We start from the raw sequence: 18,794 nt of genomic DNA, 5'->3' as shown, positions 1-18,794 counted from the left end.
GGCGGGAGAGAGAAACATATAAAATGGATGAAGTAAAAGTTTATACTAACAGAAAAAATATTGTACTTTTAGCAACATTGTGTTGCTTTTTATGGGGAAGTGCATATCCGGCTATAAAAGTTGGATATTCACTATTTAATATAAGTGATGTAGGCTCTAAATTAATTTTTGCCGGATATAGGTTTACACTTGCAGGTATTTTTATACTCATATTTGAGCTTATATCAAAAAGAGTTATATTTAAATTTACTAGAAAGCAATTTGGTCAGATAACTTTATTAGGTTTAACTCAAACTGCACTTCAATATATATTCTTTTATGTGGGAATGTCATATACTACAGGGGTTAGAGGATCTATAATAAATGGAACAGGAACTTTTGTAAGTATAATTCTAGCTCATTTTATATATAAGAATGATAGGTTAAATTTAAATAAGATAATAGGATGCGTTATTGGATTTATAGGAGTAGTAATTGTTAATTTAAATGGAGAATCATTAGGAGGAACATCTGTCACTTTTAAAGGTGAGGGGTTTATAATGATTGCTGCAATAATATTTGCTGTGTCAGCAATATATGGAAAGAAGATAACGCAAACTCAAGAACCTTCAATAGTAACTGGTTTTCAGCTATTTATAGGAGGAATTCTTCTTACAGCATTAGGATTTGCATTAGGAGGTAGCTTAGAAGGATTTACGGCGAAATCAACATTACTACTTATATATATGGCATTACTATCATCAATAGCCTTTACTGTTTGGACACAATTATTAAAATATAACAAAGTAGGATTAATATCAGTATTTAATTTTTTAATACCTGTATTTGGAACATTGTTATCAGCATTAATCTTAGGAGAAAATATATTTGATATCAAGATATTAATAGCGCTTCTTTTAGTTTGTTATGGAATATTTCTAGTTTATAGAGTTAAGAAAGAAAAGTAGAATGGGGATATTGTGTATAACATATATTTAGAAAGCTCAATTTTTGTAAGGAAATCTTTTAACTTATGAGAATGGATGCATAATTAAATTCTAAATAAGGAGATATTGATTTAGGATTGATATAAGATTATTATGGATAGTGATTTTATAAAAGAGGACTTGCTTTTAGGCAAGTCTTCTTTCATAAAGAGGTTGACTCTATTCCAACTATAGACTTTATAATTTATATTAGGAAATATATTTGTAAAGGGAAGATAAAAATATGTTTAAAAAATTTTTAAAATACTCTATTCCATCAGCATCGGCTATGTTTGTATCGTCATTATATACAGTTATAGATGGTATTTTTGTAGGTCGAGGTGTAGGAGATTTGGGGTTAGCAGCGGTTGCAATTGCAATGCCAGCTACAATAGTTTTATTTGGAATAGCTACAATGTTTGCAGTTGGCGGAGGTGCTCTAGTTTCTAAAAACTTTGGAGCTAAAGATAAAGAAAGAGCAGTATATATTTTTCGCCAAGCATTTAAATCAATTATAATATTAAGTAGTATTATTAGTTTTGTATTTATAGTTTTTTCGGAGTACATAGTAGTTCTTTTGGGGGCAACTGAAAATTTGAAGGAGTTGTCGGCAGAATTTTTGAGATACTATTCATTGTTTTGTATACCTAGTTTGTTAGGAATAACTTTGAATGGATTCATTAGAAATGATGGAGGTCCTAAGTTAGCTATGATATCAACGATAGCTGGTACAGTGGTAAATATATTATTAGATTATATATTTATATTTCCTTTAAATATGGGGGTTAGGGGAGCCGCTATTGCTACTGGACTTGGGCAAGTAGCGACAATAGCTATAATACTGCCTCATTTTTTAAAGAAGAAAGGTCAATTAACTTTTGGAAATGTGAAGCTGGAAATGAAAGTGGTTAAAGAGATTATTACCATAGGTTTCCCATCGTTTTTTGCAGAAGCAGCCTTTTCGATAATAATATTCTTCTATAATATAGTTTTAGGAATCTATATGAGAGAGGAAGGAATTGCGTCATATAGTATAATAAATTATATAACTACAAATATTTATATGATGCTTCTCGGTGTTAGTTTAGGAGCCCAACCATTAATAAGTTACTATTTTGGAGCTAGGGATACAAAAAAGATGTTTACATTTTATAAGTTTGCACTAATAGCGTCAGTCTCGGTAAACTTATTGTTTACCTTAGTATGCTTTATATTTGGAAAAAATCTTATAGGTTTGTTTACAACAGATAAGGAATTAATAAATATAGCATATATTGGACTTAATATGACTAATTTAGCTTATTTTTTCACAGGATTAAATTTAAGCACATCGATGTACTATCAATCTATAGAAATGCCAAAGTTCTCTAACTTAATTTGTGCTTTTAGATCTTTTGTATTTTTGCCAGTAATTTTATTTTTAGCTGCACATTATTATGGTACAAATGGAATATGGGTTAGTATGATTTTTTCAGAAATATTAACGTTTTTAGCAGTAAACATTGTTACTAATACAAAAACTAATACAAAAAAAGCTATATCAGTATAAGGTGGCAAGGGGGATAAATATTGAGTAATTTTTCTATTGGGGAAATGTCAAAATTGAATAACATATCAATTCAGACACTGAGATATTATGACAAAATAGGTTTGCTAAAACCAAAGGTCATTAGTGAAAAAAGCCAATATAGGTATTATAGTATAGAACAATTTTTTCAAATGGATGTGATTAAATATTATAAGACATTGGGATTATCCCTAAATGAAATAAAAAAATTAATGGGTAGAAGCACTTCTATGGAAGAAAAACTTGATATGATAAATTTTCAGCAAGAGGTTTTGGAAAATAAGTTATTAGAAATGGGAATAATAAAAAATCACTTAGAGTATATGAAAAACACAGTTTCTTCAATTATTGAATATGAAACTGATAAAATATTTATTAAATATAATGGAAAAAGGGAATATATAAGTTATGATTGCGTCTCAGCCACTATTGATGAATTAGAAATTAATTACAGAAAAGTAATGCCTAATAGTGAAAATCAACTAGAAAAATTAAGTTATGAATTATCCTCAATGGTTTCCTATGATGAGTTAAAAGAAAAGATGGTTTATAAGAATATAATGACAAATAATTATGTAAGAATACTAAAAAATGAAGGAAGGGCAATTGTCTTACCTGAGGGAGAGTATATAACAATATATTTTGAAGGTGGATGTTTTGAAAATAAGAAATATTATAATAAAATTATTGATTATATAAATAAGAATAATATTAAGATAAGTGGCGATTTCCATGAAGTGTATATCCTTCCTCAAGTAAATGAAGATGGAAAAGAGAATACTTTGATGAAGCTTGAGATAATGAAAAAGGAGAATTAACATATGTTAAAAGAAATTCATGATAAACTGATTGCTCTGACAGATGAAGAAGTAAACATTTTAAGTGGAGAGAATTCTGTAAATAGAAGCATTTATACAGACGATGGAAGTTTCATTGTAGATAGCAATAAACTACTACCAAGTGGGGAACTAATAGATATTAGAAAGCATATTAGATTTATTAATTTTCCAAGTCATAATCATAATTACATTGAGTTTAATTATGTTTATCAAGGCAAGCTTACTCAAATCATAGATAACAATGAAATAACTTTACAAAAGGGCGAATTAATTTTCTTGAATCAATATATAACTCATGAGATAAAAGCATCGGACAAAGAGGACATAATTATTAACTTTATAATCAGGCCTGAATTTTTTGACTATATAATAACTCTGTTAGATAAAGAAAATATAGTAAGTAAATTTTTACTAACTACATTATATACAGATTATGATGAAGGAGAATATCTATATTTTAAAGTTTCTGAAAGAAAAAATATTCAAGAGTTATTAGAAAAAATAATAATTGAGCTGTATACTAATTCGATAATGAAAAAAGCGACAATAAAATTGCTAGTAGGGCTTTTATTAGTGGAGTTAGTAAAAAATTCACAGGATATAGAGACATATTCTGTGGATAACTATGAGAAGATGTTGATAATTCAGAGTCTTAAATACATAGAGGAATTTTATAGTACAGCTACTCTGCTAGAACTCTCAGAAAAATTAAATCAACCAGATTATAAACTTAGCAAATTAATAAAGAAACATACTAAAATGACTTTTAAAGAATTATTGCAAGAAAAAAAGTTAAGCAAAGCAGTTGAATTAATCAAATTAACTGAGTATTCGATTATTGAAATAATTGAGTTTGTAGGATATGAGAATCCAACATACTTTTACAAGATATTCAAGAAAAAATTTGGAATGACGCCTAGAGAATATAAAATGAACAGAATTAACAATTTTAGATTTACTTAAATTAGAAAAGTTTCTAAGTTGAAATGAAAGGAATATATAACTTTTAAATAATTCAATTTATGTTTAAAAATTATTTATTCCGCAGTGCTATAGTTTAGAATAAATTTTAATAAGTTAATCTCTTTTAACATATATAATGCATAATTTAAGAATGAAGAAGCTATCTTAATGAAAAGCTGAGAGAGCTTTTTTTGTTAATAATTGAGATGCTTTGAAGTTACTTACTTTGAATTGAAAGAGGTTTAACATTATGCTATGATTATTTTAGTAAACGTTATTATTTGTAAATATTAGGGCATAGAGTGTGGGCAAATTAAATTTTAAAGATAATAATGAGGGGTGTAGAGATGAGATATTTAGTGTTAGATGTTGGTGGAAGTTCTATTAAGTATGCACTGATGACAGAGGATTTGGAGTTTATTGAGAGGGGTAAAAAACCAACACCACTTGATAAAATTGAAAGTTTTATAGATGTAATAGGTGAAATCTATGATATATATAAAGATGATATAGAAGGAATAGCTATAAGTATGCCAGGAGTATTAGATAGTGAAAAAGGTTATGCTTATACAGGTGGTGCACTATCATATAATGAAGGTAAAGAGATTGTAAAAATTCTTAAAGAAAGATGTCCGATAAAGATTACAATAGAGAATGATGGAAAATGTGCAGCTTTAGCAGAGGTTTGGAAAGGAAGTTTAAAAGATTTCGATGATGGAGTTGTAATAGTTCTAGGAACAGGTGTGGGTGGAGGAATAGTTCGAAATAAGAAAATCCATAAAGGAAAAAACTTCTTTGCAGGTGAGTTTAGTTTTATAAATACGAATGTAAATAATACTGAGAATACGGATGAGTGTTGGGGATCTATAAGTGGTTCTAAAGCATTGATAAATGAAGTTGCAAAGGTAAAAAGTCTTCCGCCAGATGAATTAGATGGGTATAAAATATTTGAATATGCAAATAACAACGATCCAGATATTCTTAAAATTTTAGATGATTTCACTTATAAGCTAGCGGTACAAATTTTTAATTTACAGTGTATATTAGATCCAGAAATATTTGCAATCGGTGGAGGGATAAGTAGTCAAGAGATATTGATACAATATATTAAGAGGAATGTGGACAAGTATCAGAAGAGTTTTGAAATTGATGATTTACCACTACCTAATGTAGTTAGCTGTAAGTTTAGAAATGATGCTAATCTCATAGGAGCACTATACAATTTTATAACTAGCAAATAGAATATAATTGTATTAAATGTTAATGATATTTTCTAGAAGGGTGTCATTAGCATTTAGCCTTTCTAATAATAACATTATATAAATTAACTTAGTAATAATATATAAAATGGAGTGATTCCTTTTGGAATCACTCCATTTTATATAAAGATTTTATATTAAACGTTGAATAACATATCGCTATAAGTTGGAAGTGGCCAGAACTCTTCGTCTACTAGAGTTTCAAGTTTATCAGCATCAGCTCTTAAAGTATTCATTTGTTCAAATACTTCATATCTGTACATCATTCCTAAATCGAATATATCTCCATCGAAGTTATCAGCTTTTTCAACTAATTTTTCAAGAAGGGCAACATTCTTATTTAATGAGGCTGTTAATGTTGAAACTTCAGTTAATAATTCAGTTTGAACTGATATGTCTGCATTCACACCAGTAGCTTTTATAGTATTAATTGATTCTGCAAGACTTGTAGCAAACTTAATTACAGCAGGTAAAATTTGACGTTTTGCCATTTCAAGTGTTGTTAAAGCTTCAATATTTATAATCTTATTGTAGTTTTCTAAAGTGATTTCATAACGAGATGTTGATTCTACTCTAGTTAAAACTCCATGCTTTTCTAATACAGCTTGATTCTTTTCATCTATCATAGCTTTAGCAGCTTCTACAGTTGAGTGGATGTTTGGAAGCCCTCTTCTTTCTGCTTCAGCAACCCATTCATCTGAATATCCGTTACCGTTGAATATGATTCTCTTATGGTTTTTAACGATATTTGTTAAGATTGATTGAATTTCAGTATCTAAATCAGTAGCTTTTTCAAGTTTATCTGCAATTTCAGATAAAGTTTCAGCAACTATAGTATTTAATACAAAGTTACATCCAGCAATTGAAGCAGAAGATGGAACCATTCTAAATTCGAATTTATTTCCAGTAAACGCAAATGGAGAAGTTCTGTTTCTATCAGTTGCATCCTTTGGAAGTGGAGGTAATGTATTTACTCCAATAGTTAATTCACTTGCAGACTTAGAACTTGTAGCTGGACCCTTTTCAATTTGTTCTAATACATCCTCTAATTGATCGCCTAAGAAGATAGAGATTATAGCAGGAGGAGCTTCGTTAGCACCTAATCTATGATCATTTCCAGCATTAGCAGCTGATACTCTTAATAAGCTTGGATATTCATCAACAGCTTTTATTACAGCACAAAGGAATAAAAGGAATTGTTGATTTTCGTGTGGAGATCTACCTGGTTCAAGAAGATTCATTCCATCATCAGTACCCATTGACCAGTTATTATGCTTACCTGATCCGTTTACGCCAGCGAATGGCTTTTCATGAAGCAAGCAATATAAATCATGTTTTGCAGCAACTTTCTTCATTATTTCCATTGTAAGTTGGTTATGGTCAGTCGATATATTTGTTGTGCTAAATATAGGAGCTAACTCATGTTGAGCAGGAGCAACTTCGTTATGCTTAGTTTTAGCTAATATTCCAAGCTTCCAAAGTTCTTCATCTACTTCTTTCATGAAATCAGAAATTCTTTGTTTGATTGTTCCAAAGTAATGATCTTCAAGTTCTTGACCCTTTGAAGGTTTTGCTCCGAATAATGTTCTTCCTGTTAAGATAAGGTCTTTACGAGCATCATACATTGACTTATCGATTAGGAAGTATTCTTGTTCAGGACCAACAGTTGTAATTACTCTTTTAGTAGTAGTATTACCTAATGCTTTTAAAACACGTAGAGCTTGTTTGTTTAAAGCTTCCATTGAACGTAATAATGGAGTTTTCTTATCTAAAGCTTCTCCGTTATAAGAACAGAATGCAGTTGGTATACATAAAGAACCATCTTTTAGGAATGCTGGTGAAGTACAATCCCATGCAGTATATCCTCTAGCTTCAAAAGTAGCTCTAAGTCCTCCTGAAGGGAATGAAGATGCATCTGGTTCACCTTTGATTAATTCTTTTCCTGAGAATTCTAATATAACTTTTCCGTCAGAAGTTGGATTTATAAAAGAATCATGCTTTTCAGCAGTAATTCCAGTCATAGGTTGGAACCAGTGAGTAAAGTGAGTAGCACCTTTTTCAACAGCCCAATCTTTCATTGCAGCTGCAACAACATCTGCTACATCTGGTTCAAGAGTAGTTCCTTTTTCAATTGTCTTTTTTAAAGCTTTGTAAGTAGCTTTAGGAAGACGTTCTTTCATTACAGCATCGCTGAATACATTTGAAGCAAAAATTTCATTGATTTTGTTCATTAATAAGATCCCCTTTCAGAATACACAACATTTATTTAAATTAATATTAACTAATTAAAAACATTAATAATTTAAAAAAAATTTTAGAGTATAAATGATAAATTGTCAACAAGAAATAAGAAATTGCTACATATAAACTCCCACCATATAAATTCATATATGGTAAAAAATTCATATTAAAAAATAAAAAGCTAAAGAATTATTTTAATATTCTCTAGCTCCTTTGCTAAAATCTTATTCAATTAATAAATTAAACATAGTTAATATATAACACTGCTAAGACTGCCATAGCCTTAAGTATTTTCTATAATAATTATACTATATTGTTGTAGGTTGTACAATACAAAAATCCGATTTTTTGAAGTAAGAAATTAGTAGAAATTTAAATATTTATATTACATTTCTACCAATTTTATTTAAATTTATGTAGTAAGTTAAAGGTAATTGTTTTTATAGATAACATACTTAATTATAAATAAAGTTAGTGATATGAGATTTTTACTGAGGCTGAGATTATAAGGAGGATTTTTAATAACAATTTAACCTAGCGTTATTTATATTTATGTAGTAATTCTTAATATAAAAAATTATATTAAGAAGATTATAAAGTTTTAGTAGTGCAAATAAGGATAATAATTTATACAAATGCCGATATTAAAAACGGTTTTTTAATACAATATAATTTAACTATAGAGTGATGTATGAAGAGAACAGGAGGAGAGAAATGGAGTACTATTTAGCTATTGATATTGGAGCTTCAAGTGGAAGACATATTTTAGGTTCAGTAGAAAATGGAAAGATAAAATTGGAGGAAATATACAGATTTGAAAACGGAATTAGTAAAATAGGAAATGAATATTGTTGGAATATAGAACAATTATTTAAGGATATAAAAAAAGGAATTAAGAAATGTAAAGAAATAGGGAAAATACCTACTAGTATAGGAATAGATACCTGGGCAGTAGATTTTGTTTTGCTAGATGAAAACGATAAAATGCTTGGGAACGCCGTATCTTATAGAGATGATAGGACTGAAGGAATGATGGAGGAAGCATTTAAGATTATTCCAAAAGATATGATGTATTTATATACAGGTATCCAATTTCAAAGATTTAATACGGTATATCAATTACTTTCCATAAAGAAGAATAATCCAGAAGTATTAGATGAGGCAAAAACTTTCTTAATGATACCTGATTACTTAAATTTTTTACTCACAGGAAAAAAGATAAATGAATACACAAATGCATCATCAACACAGTTAGTTAATTCTTTTGAGAGAACTTGGGATGAAAAAATACTGGATGAGCTAGGAATTAAGAAGGATATCTTTCAAGAGATAAAATTACCTAAAACTAATCTTGGTACTTTGAGAAAAGAACTGGCCGAAGAATTTGGATTTGATATGGAGGTGATACTTCCTGCAACCCATGATACTGGATCAGCATTTATATCATCAGTTTGCAATGACAGCGACAGTGTTTACCTGAGTTCAGGAACTTGGTCATTGATTGGTGTTGAAAATAGATTCCCAATTTGTGTGCCTCAAGCTATGGAACATAATTTTACAAATGAAGGTGGAATAGACTATAGATATAGATTCCTCAAAAACATTATGGGCCTATGGGTAATCCAAGAAGTTAGAAGGAATTTAGATAATAAATATTCTTTTGGACAATTAGTAGATTTGGCAAAAGAACATATTGATTTTTCATCAATAGTAGATGTAGATCATGACAGATTCCTCAAACCAGAAAACATGGTTGAGGAAATAAAATTATATTGTGTTGAAACCGGTCAAAAGGTTCCTCAAGAGGTAGGGGAGATAGCTATGTGTGTATTTAATAGTTTAGCTCACTGTTATAAAAAAGCTGTTTATAATTTAGAGGAAATCTTTGAAAAGAAATTTGAAAGAATAAATATATTTGGTGGAGGCTGTCAGAATAATCTTTTAAATGAATTGGTTTCTAAAGTTACAGGGAAAGAAGTACTTGCAGGTCCAGTTGAAGCTACGGCCATAGGAAATATTGTTGCTCAAATGATGAGTAAAGATATTCTTAAAGATTTAAGTGAAGCTAGACAAGTAATAAAAGAATCTTTTGATATTAAGATATTTAAATCCAATTAATTTGTTCACTCTCTCAATAGTATAAATTAAAATATTCAATTCTTTACTGCTATTTGTTTGAAATATATAGTGAATTATTGAATATTGCAAATAAAGATAATCAGTAAATTTAAATATAAATAGGAGGCGTAAAAATGAATGTTAAAGAAAAATATGAATTAGCTAAAAAAGAATATGAAAAATGGGGAATAGATGTAGATAAGGTTTTGGATGAACTTAATAAAGTTAAAATATCAATTCATTGCTGGCAAGGTGATGATGTTAAGGGATTTGAAGTAGTTCAAAATGAGTTATCTGGAGGAATTCAATGTAATGGTAATTATTCAGGTGCAGCTAGAAACGCTGAAGAACTTAGAAAAGATTTAGATAAAGCATTAAGCTTAATTCCAGGAAAACACAAAGTTAATCTTCACGCAATTTATTTAGAAACTAATGGTGAATTTGTAGACAGAGATGAAATAAAACCAGAACATTTTGCGAATTGGGTTAAATGGGCAAAAGAAAATGGGTTAGGGTTAGATTTCAATCCGACAATATTTTCACATCCAAAGTCAGCAGATGGATTAACACTTTCCCATCCCGATAAAGAGATAAGAGACTTTTGGATAAGACATTCAATTGCATCAAGAAAAATTGGAGAATATTTTGGTAAGGAATTAGGGCAAACTTGCTTAACTAATATTTGGATTCCAGATGGATACAAAGATATTCCGAGTGATAGATTAGGACCAAGAAGAAGACTTAAAGAATCTTTAGATGAAATTTTTAAAGTTCAAATAGATAAAAAATATAACCTTGACTGCGTTGAGTCAAAAGTATTTGGGATAGGGGCAGAAGCTTATACAGTAGGTTCAAACGAATTTTATTTAAATTACGCAGCTAAAAATAACATAATGTCATTAATGGATACAGGCCACTACCATCCAACTGAAGTTGTTTCAGATAAACTTTCTGCAATGTTATTATTCGATGAAAAAGTAGCTCTTCACGTAAGTAGACCAGTTAGATGGGATTCAGACCACGTTGTAGTTTATGACGATGAACTTAAAGAAATAGCGAAGGAAATAGTAAGAAATGATGCATTAGATAGAGTAATTATTGGTCTTGATTTCTTTGATGCAAGTATTAATAGAATTGCAGCATGGACAATTGGTTCAAGAAATATGATAAAAGCTTTATTAAATGCAATGTTAACACCGAATGATAAGCTAAGGGAATTACAAGAAGAAGGAAACTTCACAGAAAGATTAGCTTTAATGGAAGAATTTAAAACTTATCCAATGGGTGATATTTGGAATTACTATTGTGAAAAGAACAATGTACCAGTTGGTGAAAGCTGGATCAAGGAGGTAAAGGAATACGAAAAGGACGTTTTGTCTAAGAGAAATTAATTTAGGTTTGTAATAAATAATATTCAATTTGTAAAGATAATATAGTATTTAACAATAAAATATAAAACAAATAAGTTTATAGCGGTTATGTAATTGACTATAAACTTATTATACAAGGAGAGAATATTATGAAAATGGAAATTAGATACTCAAATCATCCAGAAGATTCTAAACAGTACGACACAGAAACGTTAAGAAGACATTATTTAGTTGAGAAAGTATTTGTCGGTGACGAAGTGAATTTAGTTTATAGCCATAATGACAGAATCATATTTGGAGGAATTACACCAGTAAAAGAAATATTAAAGCTTGGAGCTTCTAAAGAATTAGGAACAGATTACTTTTTGGAAAGAAGAGAACTTGGAGTTATTAATGTAGGTGGAGAAGGAACAATTATAGCAGATGGAGAAGAATATAATCTAAATTATAGAGATGGATTATATGTTGGACAAGGTACTAAAAATATAGAATTTAAATCAGCTAATGGAAAAAAGCCAGCTAAGTTTTATATAAATTCTGCACCAGCACTTAAATCATATCCAACAGTAAAAATAGATTTGGAAAAAGCTAATAAAATAAAATGTGGCGATGAAATAAACATGAATAAAAGAACAATAAATCAGTATGTTCATCCTGCAGTATGTGAAAGCTGTCAATTAGTAATGGGATTAACAATACTTGAGCCAGGAAGTGGATGGAATACAATGCCATGTCATACTCATGAAAGACGTATGGAAGTATATTTATATCTTAATGTACCTGAAGATCAAGCAGTAATTCACTTTATGGGTGAAGGACAAGAAACAAGACATATAGTAATGAAGAATGAGCAGGCAGTAATTTCACCAAGCTGGTCAATTCATTCGGGAATTGGAACTCAGAATTATTCATTTATATGGGGAATGTGTGGAGAAAATAAGACTTTTGATGATATGGATCATATAAAAATTGATGACTTAAGATAAAAGAAGAAGAGGAGAAATAGAGTAATGTCAAATATTTTAGATGAATTTTCAATGAATTTTTTTAGATTGGATGGAAAGATAGCCATAGTAACAGGAGGAAATACAGGACTTGGTCAAGGATATGCAGTGGCATTAGCTAAGGCTGGAGCTGATTTGGTAATTCCAACTTACGATACAAATTGGGACGAAACTAGACTATTAATAGAAAAAGAAGGTAGATCAGTAACATTTGTTCAAGCAGATTTAACAAAAAAAGAGGATAGAGAAAAAGTAGTAAAAATAGCAATGGAAGTGTATGGCAAAATAGATGTATTAATTAATAATGCTGGAACAATAAGAAGAGCACCACTTCTTGAGTATAGAGAAGAAGATTGGAATGCAGTAATGGACATTAACTTAAATGCAGTATACTTTCTAAGTCAGGAAGTTGCTAAAATTATGGTAAATCAGGGGTCTGGTAAAATAATTAATGTAGCATCAATGTTGGCGTTCCAAGGAGGAAAATTTGTACCGCCTTATACAGCAAGTAAGCATGGAGTAGCTGGAATAACAAAGGCATTTGCTAATGAATTAGCAAGCAAGAATATTCAGATTAATGCTATAGCACCGGGATATATAAAAACTGCAAATACTGCGCCAATAAGAGCAGACAAAGAAAGAAATGCAGAAATACAAGGAAGAATACCGGCAGATAGATGGGCTGAACCATTCGATTTAATGGGAGCAATAGTATTTTTAGCAAGTAGAGCATCTGATTATGTTAATGGACACATATTAGCTGTTGATGGTGGCTGGCTAGTAAGATAATCATAAAAATCCTATAACGGCGAGATAAATGCCTTGTTAAAATTATATGAATATTTTAACAAGGCATTTTTAGATTGTTGTATTGGATACTACTCAAGCAATGCAATATAATTGCAAATGCCTGTAAATTAATAGAAATTTCAATCTAACAATAGTTTAATAAATATTATGTATTGATGTGTTGAATAAGATAGCGTATGGAAAATAAACTCCAGAAATGTGTGCTAAAGAAGCGTATGATAGTTTAGATAGAACATTAGGCATTGTAAGAAAATATTAAATATTAGAGAAAAATTAATAATCCCCATTCTCAAAATAGAAGATGGGGATTATCAATGTATAATTTTAATATTTGAAGCAATGATTCAAATATATAATATTTTTAGAATAAATTAGTATTAACAATCAATATGATTAAGTGCTTCAACAAGAGCCATTATAGTCAATGATTGGCCATATGCCATTGGAGCTATAATTATATTCCTATAGTGTTCTTTATTATAGCCCATTCCAGTTCCACCAGATACATTTAATACAGTTCCATCTTTTGCTATATTATTGCAAATTGCTTCTATAGCTTTTTGACCAGCAGGTTTAAATGAATCGTCTAATATCCCTAATCTTATTCCTGTTAGTATCCCAGCAGCAATTGCAGCTGAGCCAGATACTTCTTCATAACTTGTAGGATCATCTATAACTGTGTGCCATAATCCAGATTTAGATTGGCATTTAACTAAAGTCGTTACTTGAGCCTTAAATGTATCAATTAGAAATTTCTTTAGGCCTGAATTCATTTTACCGTCAAACATTTCAATATAATCTAAGATTCCAAATGTGAACCACGAATTACCTCTGCACCAGAATACTTCTCCAAAATTACTATTTTCATTGAAACTCCATCCGTGATAGAATAGACCTGATTTTTTATCATATAAGTATTTTATATGAATAAGGACTTGATGAATCGATTCATTAATCCAATCTTGTCTATTATATTTTTGTCCCATTCTATTTAAAAATAATACAGTCATAAATAAAGTATCTATCCACATTTCGCTTTCGTTTAGCCTAACCCCTTGTCTATCGCCATTAGCACTAGTAACATGCTGGAATCCACCTTCTTTAGTTCTTGGAAGACAGTTCATAAGCCAATCAGCCCATTTTAGGCAAAGGTTTTCAAAATCTGTATTTGGACTTACATCTAATAGATTTATAAGTGTTAATAGAGGGGCAGTTGTATTAATGTTTTTTGATGGTAATCCATTTGATATATTATTTTTATACCATTCATTTAAAAAATCCAGATATTTGTTGCTTCTATCGTGTTTGTCTAACTTTAATAAGCCATATAAACCTACACCTTGTGGCCAATCCCATTCTTGAATTCCAAAATCTCTTGGAAACATTCCTATGGCTTCTCCGCCTTCTTTAGTTAATTTTTCTTCATCTGTTGGTCTATCTAAGTTTAAAAGTTTATCAACAACTAAGTCAAGTTTTGCACGTAATTCTTTTTCTGTTAATTTCATTTTATATCACCTCATAATATTTATTTGTAAAGAGCATTATAAACAATACTCTAAAGTTTTTGTATTTTGAAATAATGAATAAAAGGTATCGGTGTAACGATTAATTACAATAAATTTAAATCTCATGTAAGTGTTAACAATATAGTTATTATAATAACTTAGTGAATTTATTGTAGTATAAATTAAAGTTTTCTATCATTTATTCTTAATTCAAATTATACATCACGAAACAAAATAAATCTACATAAAAACAAAATAAAATAAAGAAAAAGTAAAAAAGAAAATGATTATTTAGTAGTGAAAATTAAGGGGGTAAATTAAATATAATTAGAGAAAAACCTTACAAATAGTGAGTTTGAATAAAATAAAAGTAAGGAAATATATATATTGTTTTATGTTGTTTTTAAAAATAAAGCAAGTAAATGATGTTGAGTTTTGTTAAAAAAGAGTTTATTATCTATATAAAGCTATATTTATTTTGAGAAAGGAATTACGATTATGAGAATTGGAGTTAGAGGACACGATATTGGACTTTATAAGTTAGATGATATAGGAAGAATAATGAAGGAAAAAGGGTTGAAAAGCGTTCAATTCGTAGCGAAAAAAATAATATCTGAATTTGAAGTTACTAGAGGATGTATGACACCAGGGATGGCCCAATACATAAATAATACTTTGAATAAATATGAAGTAACTGTAAGTATTCTTGGGTGTTATATTAATTTAGCTAATCCAGATGATAATGAACTTAAGGAATCATTAGATACATTTAAAGAGCATATACGTTTCGCAAAATATTTGGGGTGTAATGTAGTTGGAACAGAAACTGGAGCTTTTAATAAGGAATATATTTATACAGAAAAGAATAATACAGAGGAAGCCTTTTTAAGGAGCCTAAATTCAATACGAATACTTGTGAAAGAAGCAGAGAAGTTCGGGATTATAGTTGGAATAGAAGGGGTTACAAAGCATATAATGAATACTCCAGAAAGGTTAAAAAGAGCTTTAGATAATGTTGAATCAAATAACTTACAAGTTATTTTCGATCCGATTAATTTTATAGATGAAAGTAACTATGATAAACAAGACGAGATAATAAGAAAATCTTTTGAACTATTTGGTGATAGGATAGTGATTATACATGCAAAAGATTTTATCTATAAAGATGGAAAGGTACAACAAGTGTCTATTGGAAAAGGTCAATTTAACTATCCATTATTACTAAAACTAATAAAGGAAAGAAAACCATATATAGATATAATTCTTGAGGATACAATACCTGAAGATTTAGATTCAAGTATTAAATATATAGAAGAAATATACAAGAGTTTATAATGAATAATTAAATGTATATATAAAATGAGAAATGGCATGGAAATTTATATTTTCTATGCTATTTTTATATTAAAAAAGTATTAAATACAGATCTGTGATAAAGGAGGGAAGATAAATATTGCACTAAAACGTTAACATATAGCTATTTGAGATTGTTTTTAAAACAAAACTAACATAAACAAATAAAAAACAAATAAAATAAAAGAAATTATATTGACTTTGTGTTGGAATGGAAGTAATATATAAGTGTAAGTGATGTAAATGTTTTAAGTAACCGATGACAAGATTAAAATGTTAGATATTAGAATACTTAGGAGGAATGTCATGATAAAAAGAATTTTATAAAAAACTTTTGGTAAATGACACTTAGATATATTTAATAAATACATACTATATAAAATATTAAGAGAAATTGATTTGATAAATTGAGGAAGAATACAGAATTAAACTAAGAATTAAAAATGGACATGCATTAGGCTTATTATAGTATTTTATTTGTAGTTCTTTAGAGTTTATATTAAAGCTATAAAACGTTAATACTTAAATACTATGTAAAAAATAAAATTTATAATATATGTAGGAGGAAATATGAGTAAGAAAGATGGGAAAATAAGATTTATAAATTATTTTTCTTATGGGATGAATGATTTTATAGGAGCAGGAGCATTTGCCTTAACAAGTGCATGGTTATTATACTTTTATACAACTTTTTGCGGATTAACACCAATTGAAGCGAGTTCAATATTTGCATTAGCTCGTATAGTTGATGCAGTAGCAAGTCCGACAATGGGATTCATAACAGATAATTTTCACAAAACTGCGCTTGGAAGAAGATTTGGAAGAAGAAAATTCTTTTTATTAGCAGCAATACCTTTAATTATTGTATATTCAGCTATTTGGGTCAGTGGTTTCTCTTATTTATATTACGTTGGGACTTATATAGCGTTTGAAATCGTGTATACAATGGTACTTATACCTTATGATACCTTAGCGGCAGAAATGACATCTGATTTTAAAATTCGTGCTAAGCTTACTAGTGCAAGAATGTATATTGCCCAATTTTCAGCATTTTTAGCTGCATTTATACCTGGAAGACTTATAAATACATTAGGGAAAGAGTCTCCACAATCATTTTTGATTGCTGGTGGAATCTTTACTGTAATATTTATAATTGTTTTAATTCTTGTGTATACATTTACTTGGGAAAGATCTTTAGAGGAAATAGAGATATTAGAAGGCAGACACTCAAAGGAAAAGTTATCATTTGGACAAAATGTAATGAAAATTTACATAGATTTGGTTACAACTCTTAAAATTAGAACGTTTAGAGCACATTTAGGAATGTATATCGGAGGATATTTAGCACAAGATACATTTAATGCAGTATTTACTTATTTCATAGTGTTTGCATTATTTAAAGGTGCAGTTGTAGCATCAAACTTGTTGGCATTAATGTATATATTCCAAATTGCAGGAGTTGGTATAGCAACTTATTGCACATTAAAATTAAGTCCTGGTGGAGCATTTAGAGTTGTATCATTAATATTCCTTGCAAGTATTGCAGGATATTTAATAGTATATGGAACAATTCCTGATAGCCTTGTTGCACTATATGTTGTATCGGCATTAGCAGGACTCGGACGAGGTGGAATAAACTTTGTTCCTTGGAATAACTATACTTTTGTTCCAGATGTAGATGAAATAGTATCTGCTGATAGAAGAGAAGGTGTTTTCGCAGGATTTATGAGTTTGTTGCGTAAAGCTTCACAGGCACTTGCTGTTTTCCTAGTTGGAGTTGTATTACAAGAATTTAACTTTAAATCTGGATCAACATCACAACCTCCAGAAGCATTAACAGCTATGGCAGTTATATTAATAGTGGCGCCAGCAATACTGCTTGTTTATGGTATAATATCATCATATAAGTTCAAAGTATCTCATGAATCGCATGAAGTGCTTAAGAAAGAAATTGCAAGATTAAAAGATGGTGGATTAAAAGAAGATGTAGATGCTGAAACTCGTACAACAGTTGAAGAATTAACAGGATTAAATTACGAGAATGTATGGGGGAATAACAAAGTAGGATATAGAAACTGGAGAAGATACAAAGAAAATCAAAAAGCTTAGAAAAAATATAATATAAAAATAATCTGCATTAGTTCTAAAATCTATTTAAGTGAATAGTGAAATCAATGCAGATTATATTTTTATGCAGGTGAAAACTTATTAGTGCACTGCTTATAATTGCACTAATAAGTTTTTCTCTATTTGTTTAATTCAAATAATTATTTTAAGTTGAATACATTAGATAATTCCAAAGATATTGGACTATTATCTGGATTTGTTTCCATAATATCTTTCATAAATGCCCACCACTTTTTACAGGCATCTGTTTCGGCAATTTCATCCCATAATTCTTCGTTCTCCATTTCTATATAAGAAAACAATAGATTGGTGTCTTTATCATAAAATATTAAATATTTTGATGCTCCGTGAGATTTTAATTCTTTTACAAGATCTGGCCAAATTTCGTTATGCCTTTTTTTATATTCTTCTTCTTTACCTTCAAATAATTTCATTTTAAATGCTTTTTGTATCATAAGTACCTCCTTAAAAAGTATAAGTTACTTATATTATATAGTTATTCGGAAAAAACAGTCAAGAATTAACTTTGATTTATATTGTGTTGTCTGTGTTAATTTGGTATATTAAAGTTGGATTGATTAAATACAAAAAAATATACACTATATTTGAATTGCCTTACATATGATTTAAAATATAATTATATAATAGCGGTGAATAAATAGAAACTTATTCA

14 protein-coding genes are annotated in these 18,794 nt (G+C 29.2%); 11 read left to right on the top strand and 3 right to left on the bottom strand.

The window, feature by feature from the left end:
- Positions 1-23: 23 nt before the first annotated feature.
- The 5 genes from L1S46_RS08005 (at position 24) to L1S46_RS07985 (ending at position 5,575) form a co-directional block, all read left to right on the top strand.
- Positions 24-947 (top strand): DMT family transporter, encoded by a 924-nt coding sequence (locus L1S46_RS08005; RefSeq protein ID WP_236895682.1) that lies wholly within the window; start codon positions 24-26, stop codon positions 945-947.
- A gap of 262 nt (positions 948-1,209) precedes the next feature.
- The gene (locus tag L1S46_RS08000; protein WP_238899711.1) at positions 1,210-2,514 is read left to right on the top strand and encodes an MATE family efflux transporter; all 1,305 of its coding nucleotides are present in this window, start codon (positions 1,210-1,212) and stop codon (positions 2,512-2,514) included.
- 20 nt (positions 2,515-2,534) lie between these two features.
- Positions 2,535-3,350 (top strand): MerR family transcriptional regulator, encoded by an 816-nt coding sequence (locus tag L1S46_RS07995; RefSeq protein WP_238899710.1) that lies wholly within the window; start codon positions 2,535-2,537, stop codon positions 3,348-3,350.
- A gap of 3 nt (positions 3,351-3,353) precedes the next feature.
- The gene (locus tag L1S46_RS07990) at positions 3,354-4,334 is read left to right on the top strand and encodes an AraC family transcriptional regulator (protein ID WP_011967791.1); all 981 of its coding nucleotides are present in this window, start codon (positions 3,354-3,356) and stop codon (positions 4,332-4,334) included.
- A 347-nt stretch (positions 4,335-4,681) separates the two neighbouring features.
- On the top strand, positions 4,682-5,575 hold the full coding sequence (locus tag L1S46_RS07985) for an ROK family protein (RefSeq protein WP_011967792.1): 894 nt from the start codon (positions 4,682-4,684) through the stop codon (positions 5,573-5,575).
- A 155-nt stretch (positions 5,576-5,730) separates the two neighbouring features.
- On the opposite strand, the gene L1S46_RS07980 is transcribed toward L1S46_RS07985, so the two are convergent.
- Complete coding sequence (locus L1S46_RS07980) at positions 5,731-7,824, bottom strand: glutamine synthetase III (RefSeq protein ID WP_238899709.1); 2,094 nt, start codon at positions 7,822-7,824, stop codon at positions 5,731-5,733.
- Positions 7,825-8,548: 724 nt separating this feature from the next.
- Here L1S46_RS07980 and rhaB point away from each other — a divergent pair.
- The 4 genes from rhaB to kduD all read left to right on the top strand — a co-directional run bounded on the left by rhaB (position 8,549) and on the right by kduD (position 13,115).
- A complete protein-coding gene (rhaB, locus tag L1S46_RS07975) occupies positions 8,549-9,952 on the top strand; it encodes a rhamnulokinase (RefSeq protein ID WP_238899708.1) in 1,404 nt (467 codons plus the stop codon).
- A 134-nt stretch (positions 9,953-10,086) separates the two neighbouring features.
- A complete protein-coding gene (gene rhaA, locus L1S46_RS07970) occupies positions 10,087-11,343 on the top strand; it encodes an L-rhamnose isomerase (RefSeq protein WP_238899707.1) in 1,257 nt (418 codons plus the stop codon).
- 128 nt (positions 11,344-11,471) lie between these two features.
- Complete coding sequence (gene kduI, locus L1S46_RS07965; RefSeq protein WP_238861340.1) at positions 11,472-12,308, top strand: 5-dehydro-4-deoxy-D-glucuronate isomerase; 837 nt, start codon at positions 11,472-11,474, stop codon at positions 12,306-12,308.
- 24 nt (positions 12,309-12,332) lie between these two features.
- Positions 12,333-13,115 (top strand): 2-dehydro-3-deoxy-D-gluconate 5-dehydrogenase KduD, encoded by a 783-nt coding sequence (gene kduD, locus L1S46_RS07960; RefSeq protein WP_238861342.1) that lies wholly within the window; start codon positions 12,333-12,335, stop codon positions 13,113-13,115.
- A 398-nt stretch (positions 13,116-13,513) separates the two neighbouring features.
- Here the strand turns inward: kduD and L1S46_RS07955 are convergent, their stop codons facing one another.
- Positions 13,514-14,641, bottom strand: coding sequence for a glycoside hydrolase family 88 protein (locus tag L1S46_RS07955; protein WP_238899706.1), 1,128 nt, complete (start codon positions 14,639-14,641; stop codon positions 13,514-13,516).
- A gap of 498 nt (positions 14,642-15,139) precedes the next feature.
- Between L1S46_RS07955 and L1S46_RS07950 the strand changes: the two genes are divergently transcribed.
- Positions 15,140-15,976: a sugar phosphate isomerase/epimerase gene (locus L1S46_RS07950; protein ID WP_238899705.1), complete on the top strand. Its 837-nt coding sequence runs from the start codon at positions 15,140-15,142 to the stop codon at positions 15,974-15,976.
- A 588-nt stretch (positions 15,977-16,564) separates the two neighbouring features.
- Positions 16,565-18,103: an MFS transporter gene (locus tag L1S46_RS07945; protein WP_238861346.1), complete on the top strand. Its 1,539-nt coding sequence runs from the start codon at positions 16,565-16,567 to the stop codon at positions 18,101-18,103.
- Between the two features lie 158 nt (positions 18,104-18,261).
- On the opposite strand, the gene rhaM is transcribed toward L1S46_RS07945, so the two are convergent.
- Positions 18,262-18,576, bottom strand: coding sequence for an L-rhamnose mutarotase (rhaM, locus tag L1S46_RS07940; protein ID WP_238861348.1), 315 nt, complete (start codon positions 18,574-18,576; stop codon positions 18,262-18,264).
- Between the last annotated feature and the right edge of the window lie 218 nt (positions 18,577-18,794).

This window comes from Clostridium sp. YIM B02500, from assembly GCF_022324665.1.
Taxonomy (GTDB): Bacteria; Bacillota; Clostridia; order Clostridiales; family Clostridiaceae; genus Clostridium; species Clostridium beijerinckii.
This window is presented reverse-complemented; position numbering and strand designations above follow the sequence as displayed.

Bases quoted from the DNA above. Each gene is read 5' to 3' on its own strand.
- L1S46_RS08005 (WP_236895682.1), top strand. From the start codon at position 24: ATGGATGAAGTAAAAGTTTATACTAACAGAAAAAATATTGTACTTTTA.
- L1S46_RS08000 (WP_238899711.1), top strand. From the start codon at position 1,210: ATGTTTAAAAAATTTTTAAAATACTCTATTCCATCAGCATCGGCTATG.
- L1S46_RS07990 (WP_011967791.1), top strand. From the start codon at position 3,354: ATGTTAAAAGAAATTCATGATAAACTGATTGCTCTGACAGATGAAGAA.
- L1S46_RS07985 (WP_011967792.1), top strand. From the start codon at position 4,682: ATGAGATATTTAGTGTTAGATGTTGGTGGAAGTTCTATTAAGTATGCA.
- L1S46_RS07980 (WP_238899709.1), bottom strand. From the start codon at position 7,824: ATGAACAAAATCAATGAAATTTTTGCTTCAAATGTATTCAGCGATGCT.
- rhaB (WP_238899708.1), top strand. From the start codon at position 8,549: ATGGAGTACTATTTAGCTATTGATATTGGAGCTTCAAGTGGAAGACAT.
- rhaA (WP_238899707.1), top strand. From the start codon at position 10,087: ATGAATGTTAAAGAAAAATATGAATTAGCTAAAAAAGAATATGAAAAA.
- kduI (WP_238861340.1), top strand. From the start codon at position 11,472: ATGAAAATGGAAATTAGATACTCAAATCATCCAGAAGATTCTAAACAG.
- kduD (WP_238861342.1), top strand. From the start codon at position 12,333: ATGTCAAATATTTTAGATGAATTTTCAATGAATTTTTTTAGATTGGAT.
- L1S46_RS07955 (WP_238899706.1), bottom strand. From the start codon at position 14,641: ATGAAATTAACAGAAAAAGAATTACGTGCAAAACTTGACTTAGTTGTT.
- L1S46_RS07950 (WP_238899705.1), top strand. From the start codon at position 15,140: ATGAGAATTGGAGTTAGAGGACACGATATTGGACTTTATAAGTTAGAT.
- L1S46_RS07945 (WP_238861346.1), top strand. From the start codon at position 16,565: ATGAGTAAGAAAGATGGGAAAATAAGATTTATAAATTATTTTTCTTAT.
- rhaM (WP_238861348.1), bottom strand. From the start codon at position 18,576: ATGATACAAAAAGCATTTAAAATGAAATTATTTGAAGGTAAAGAAGAA.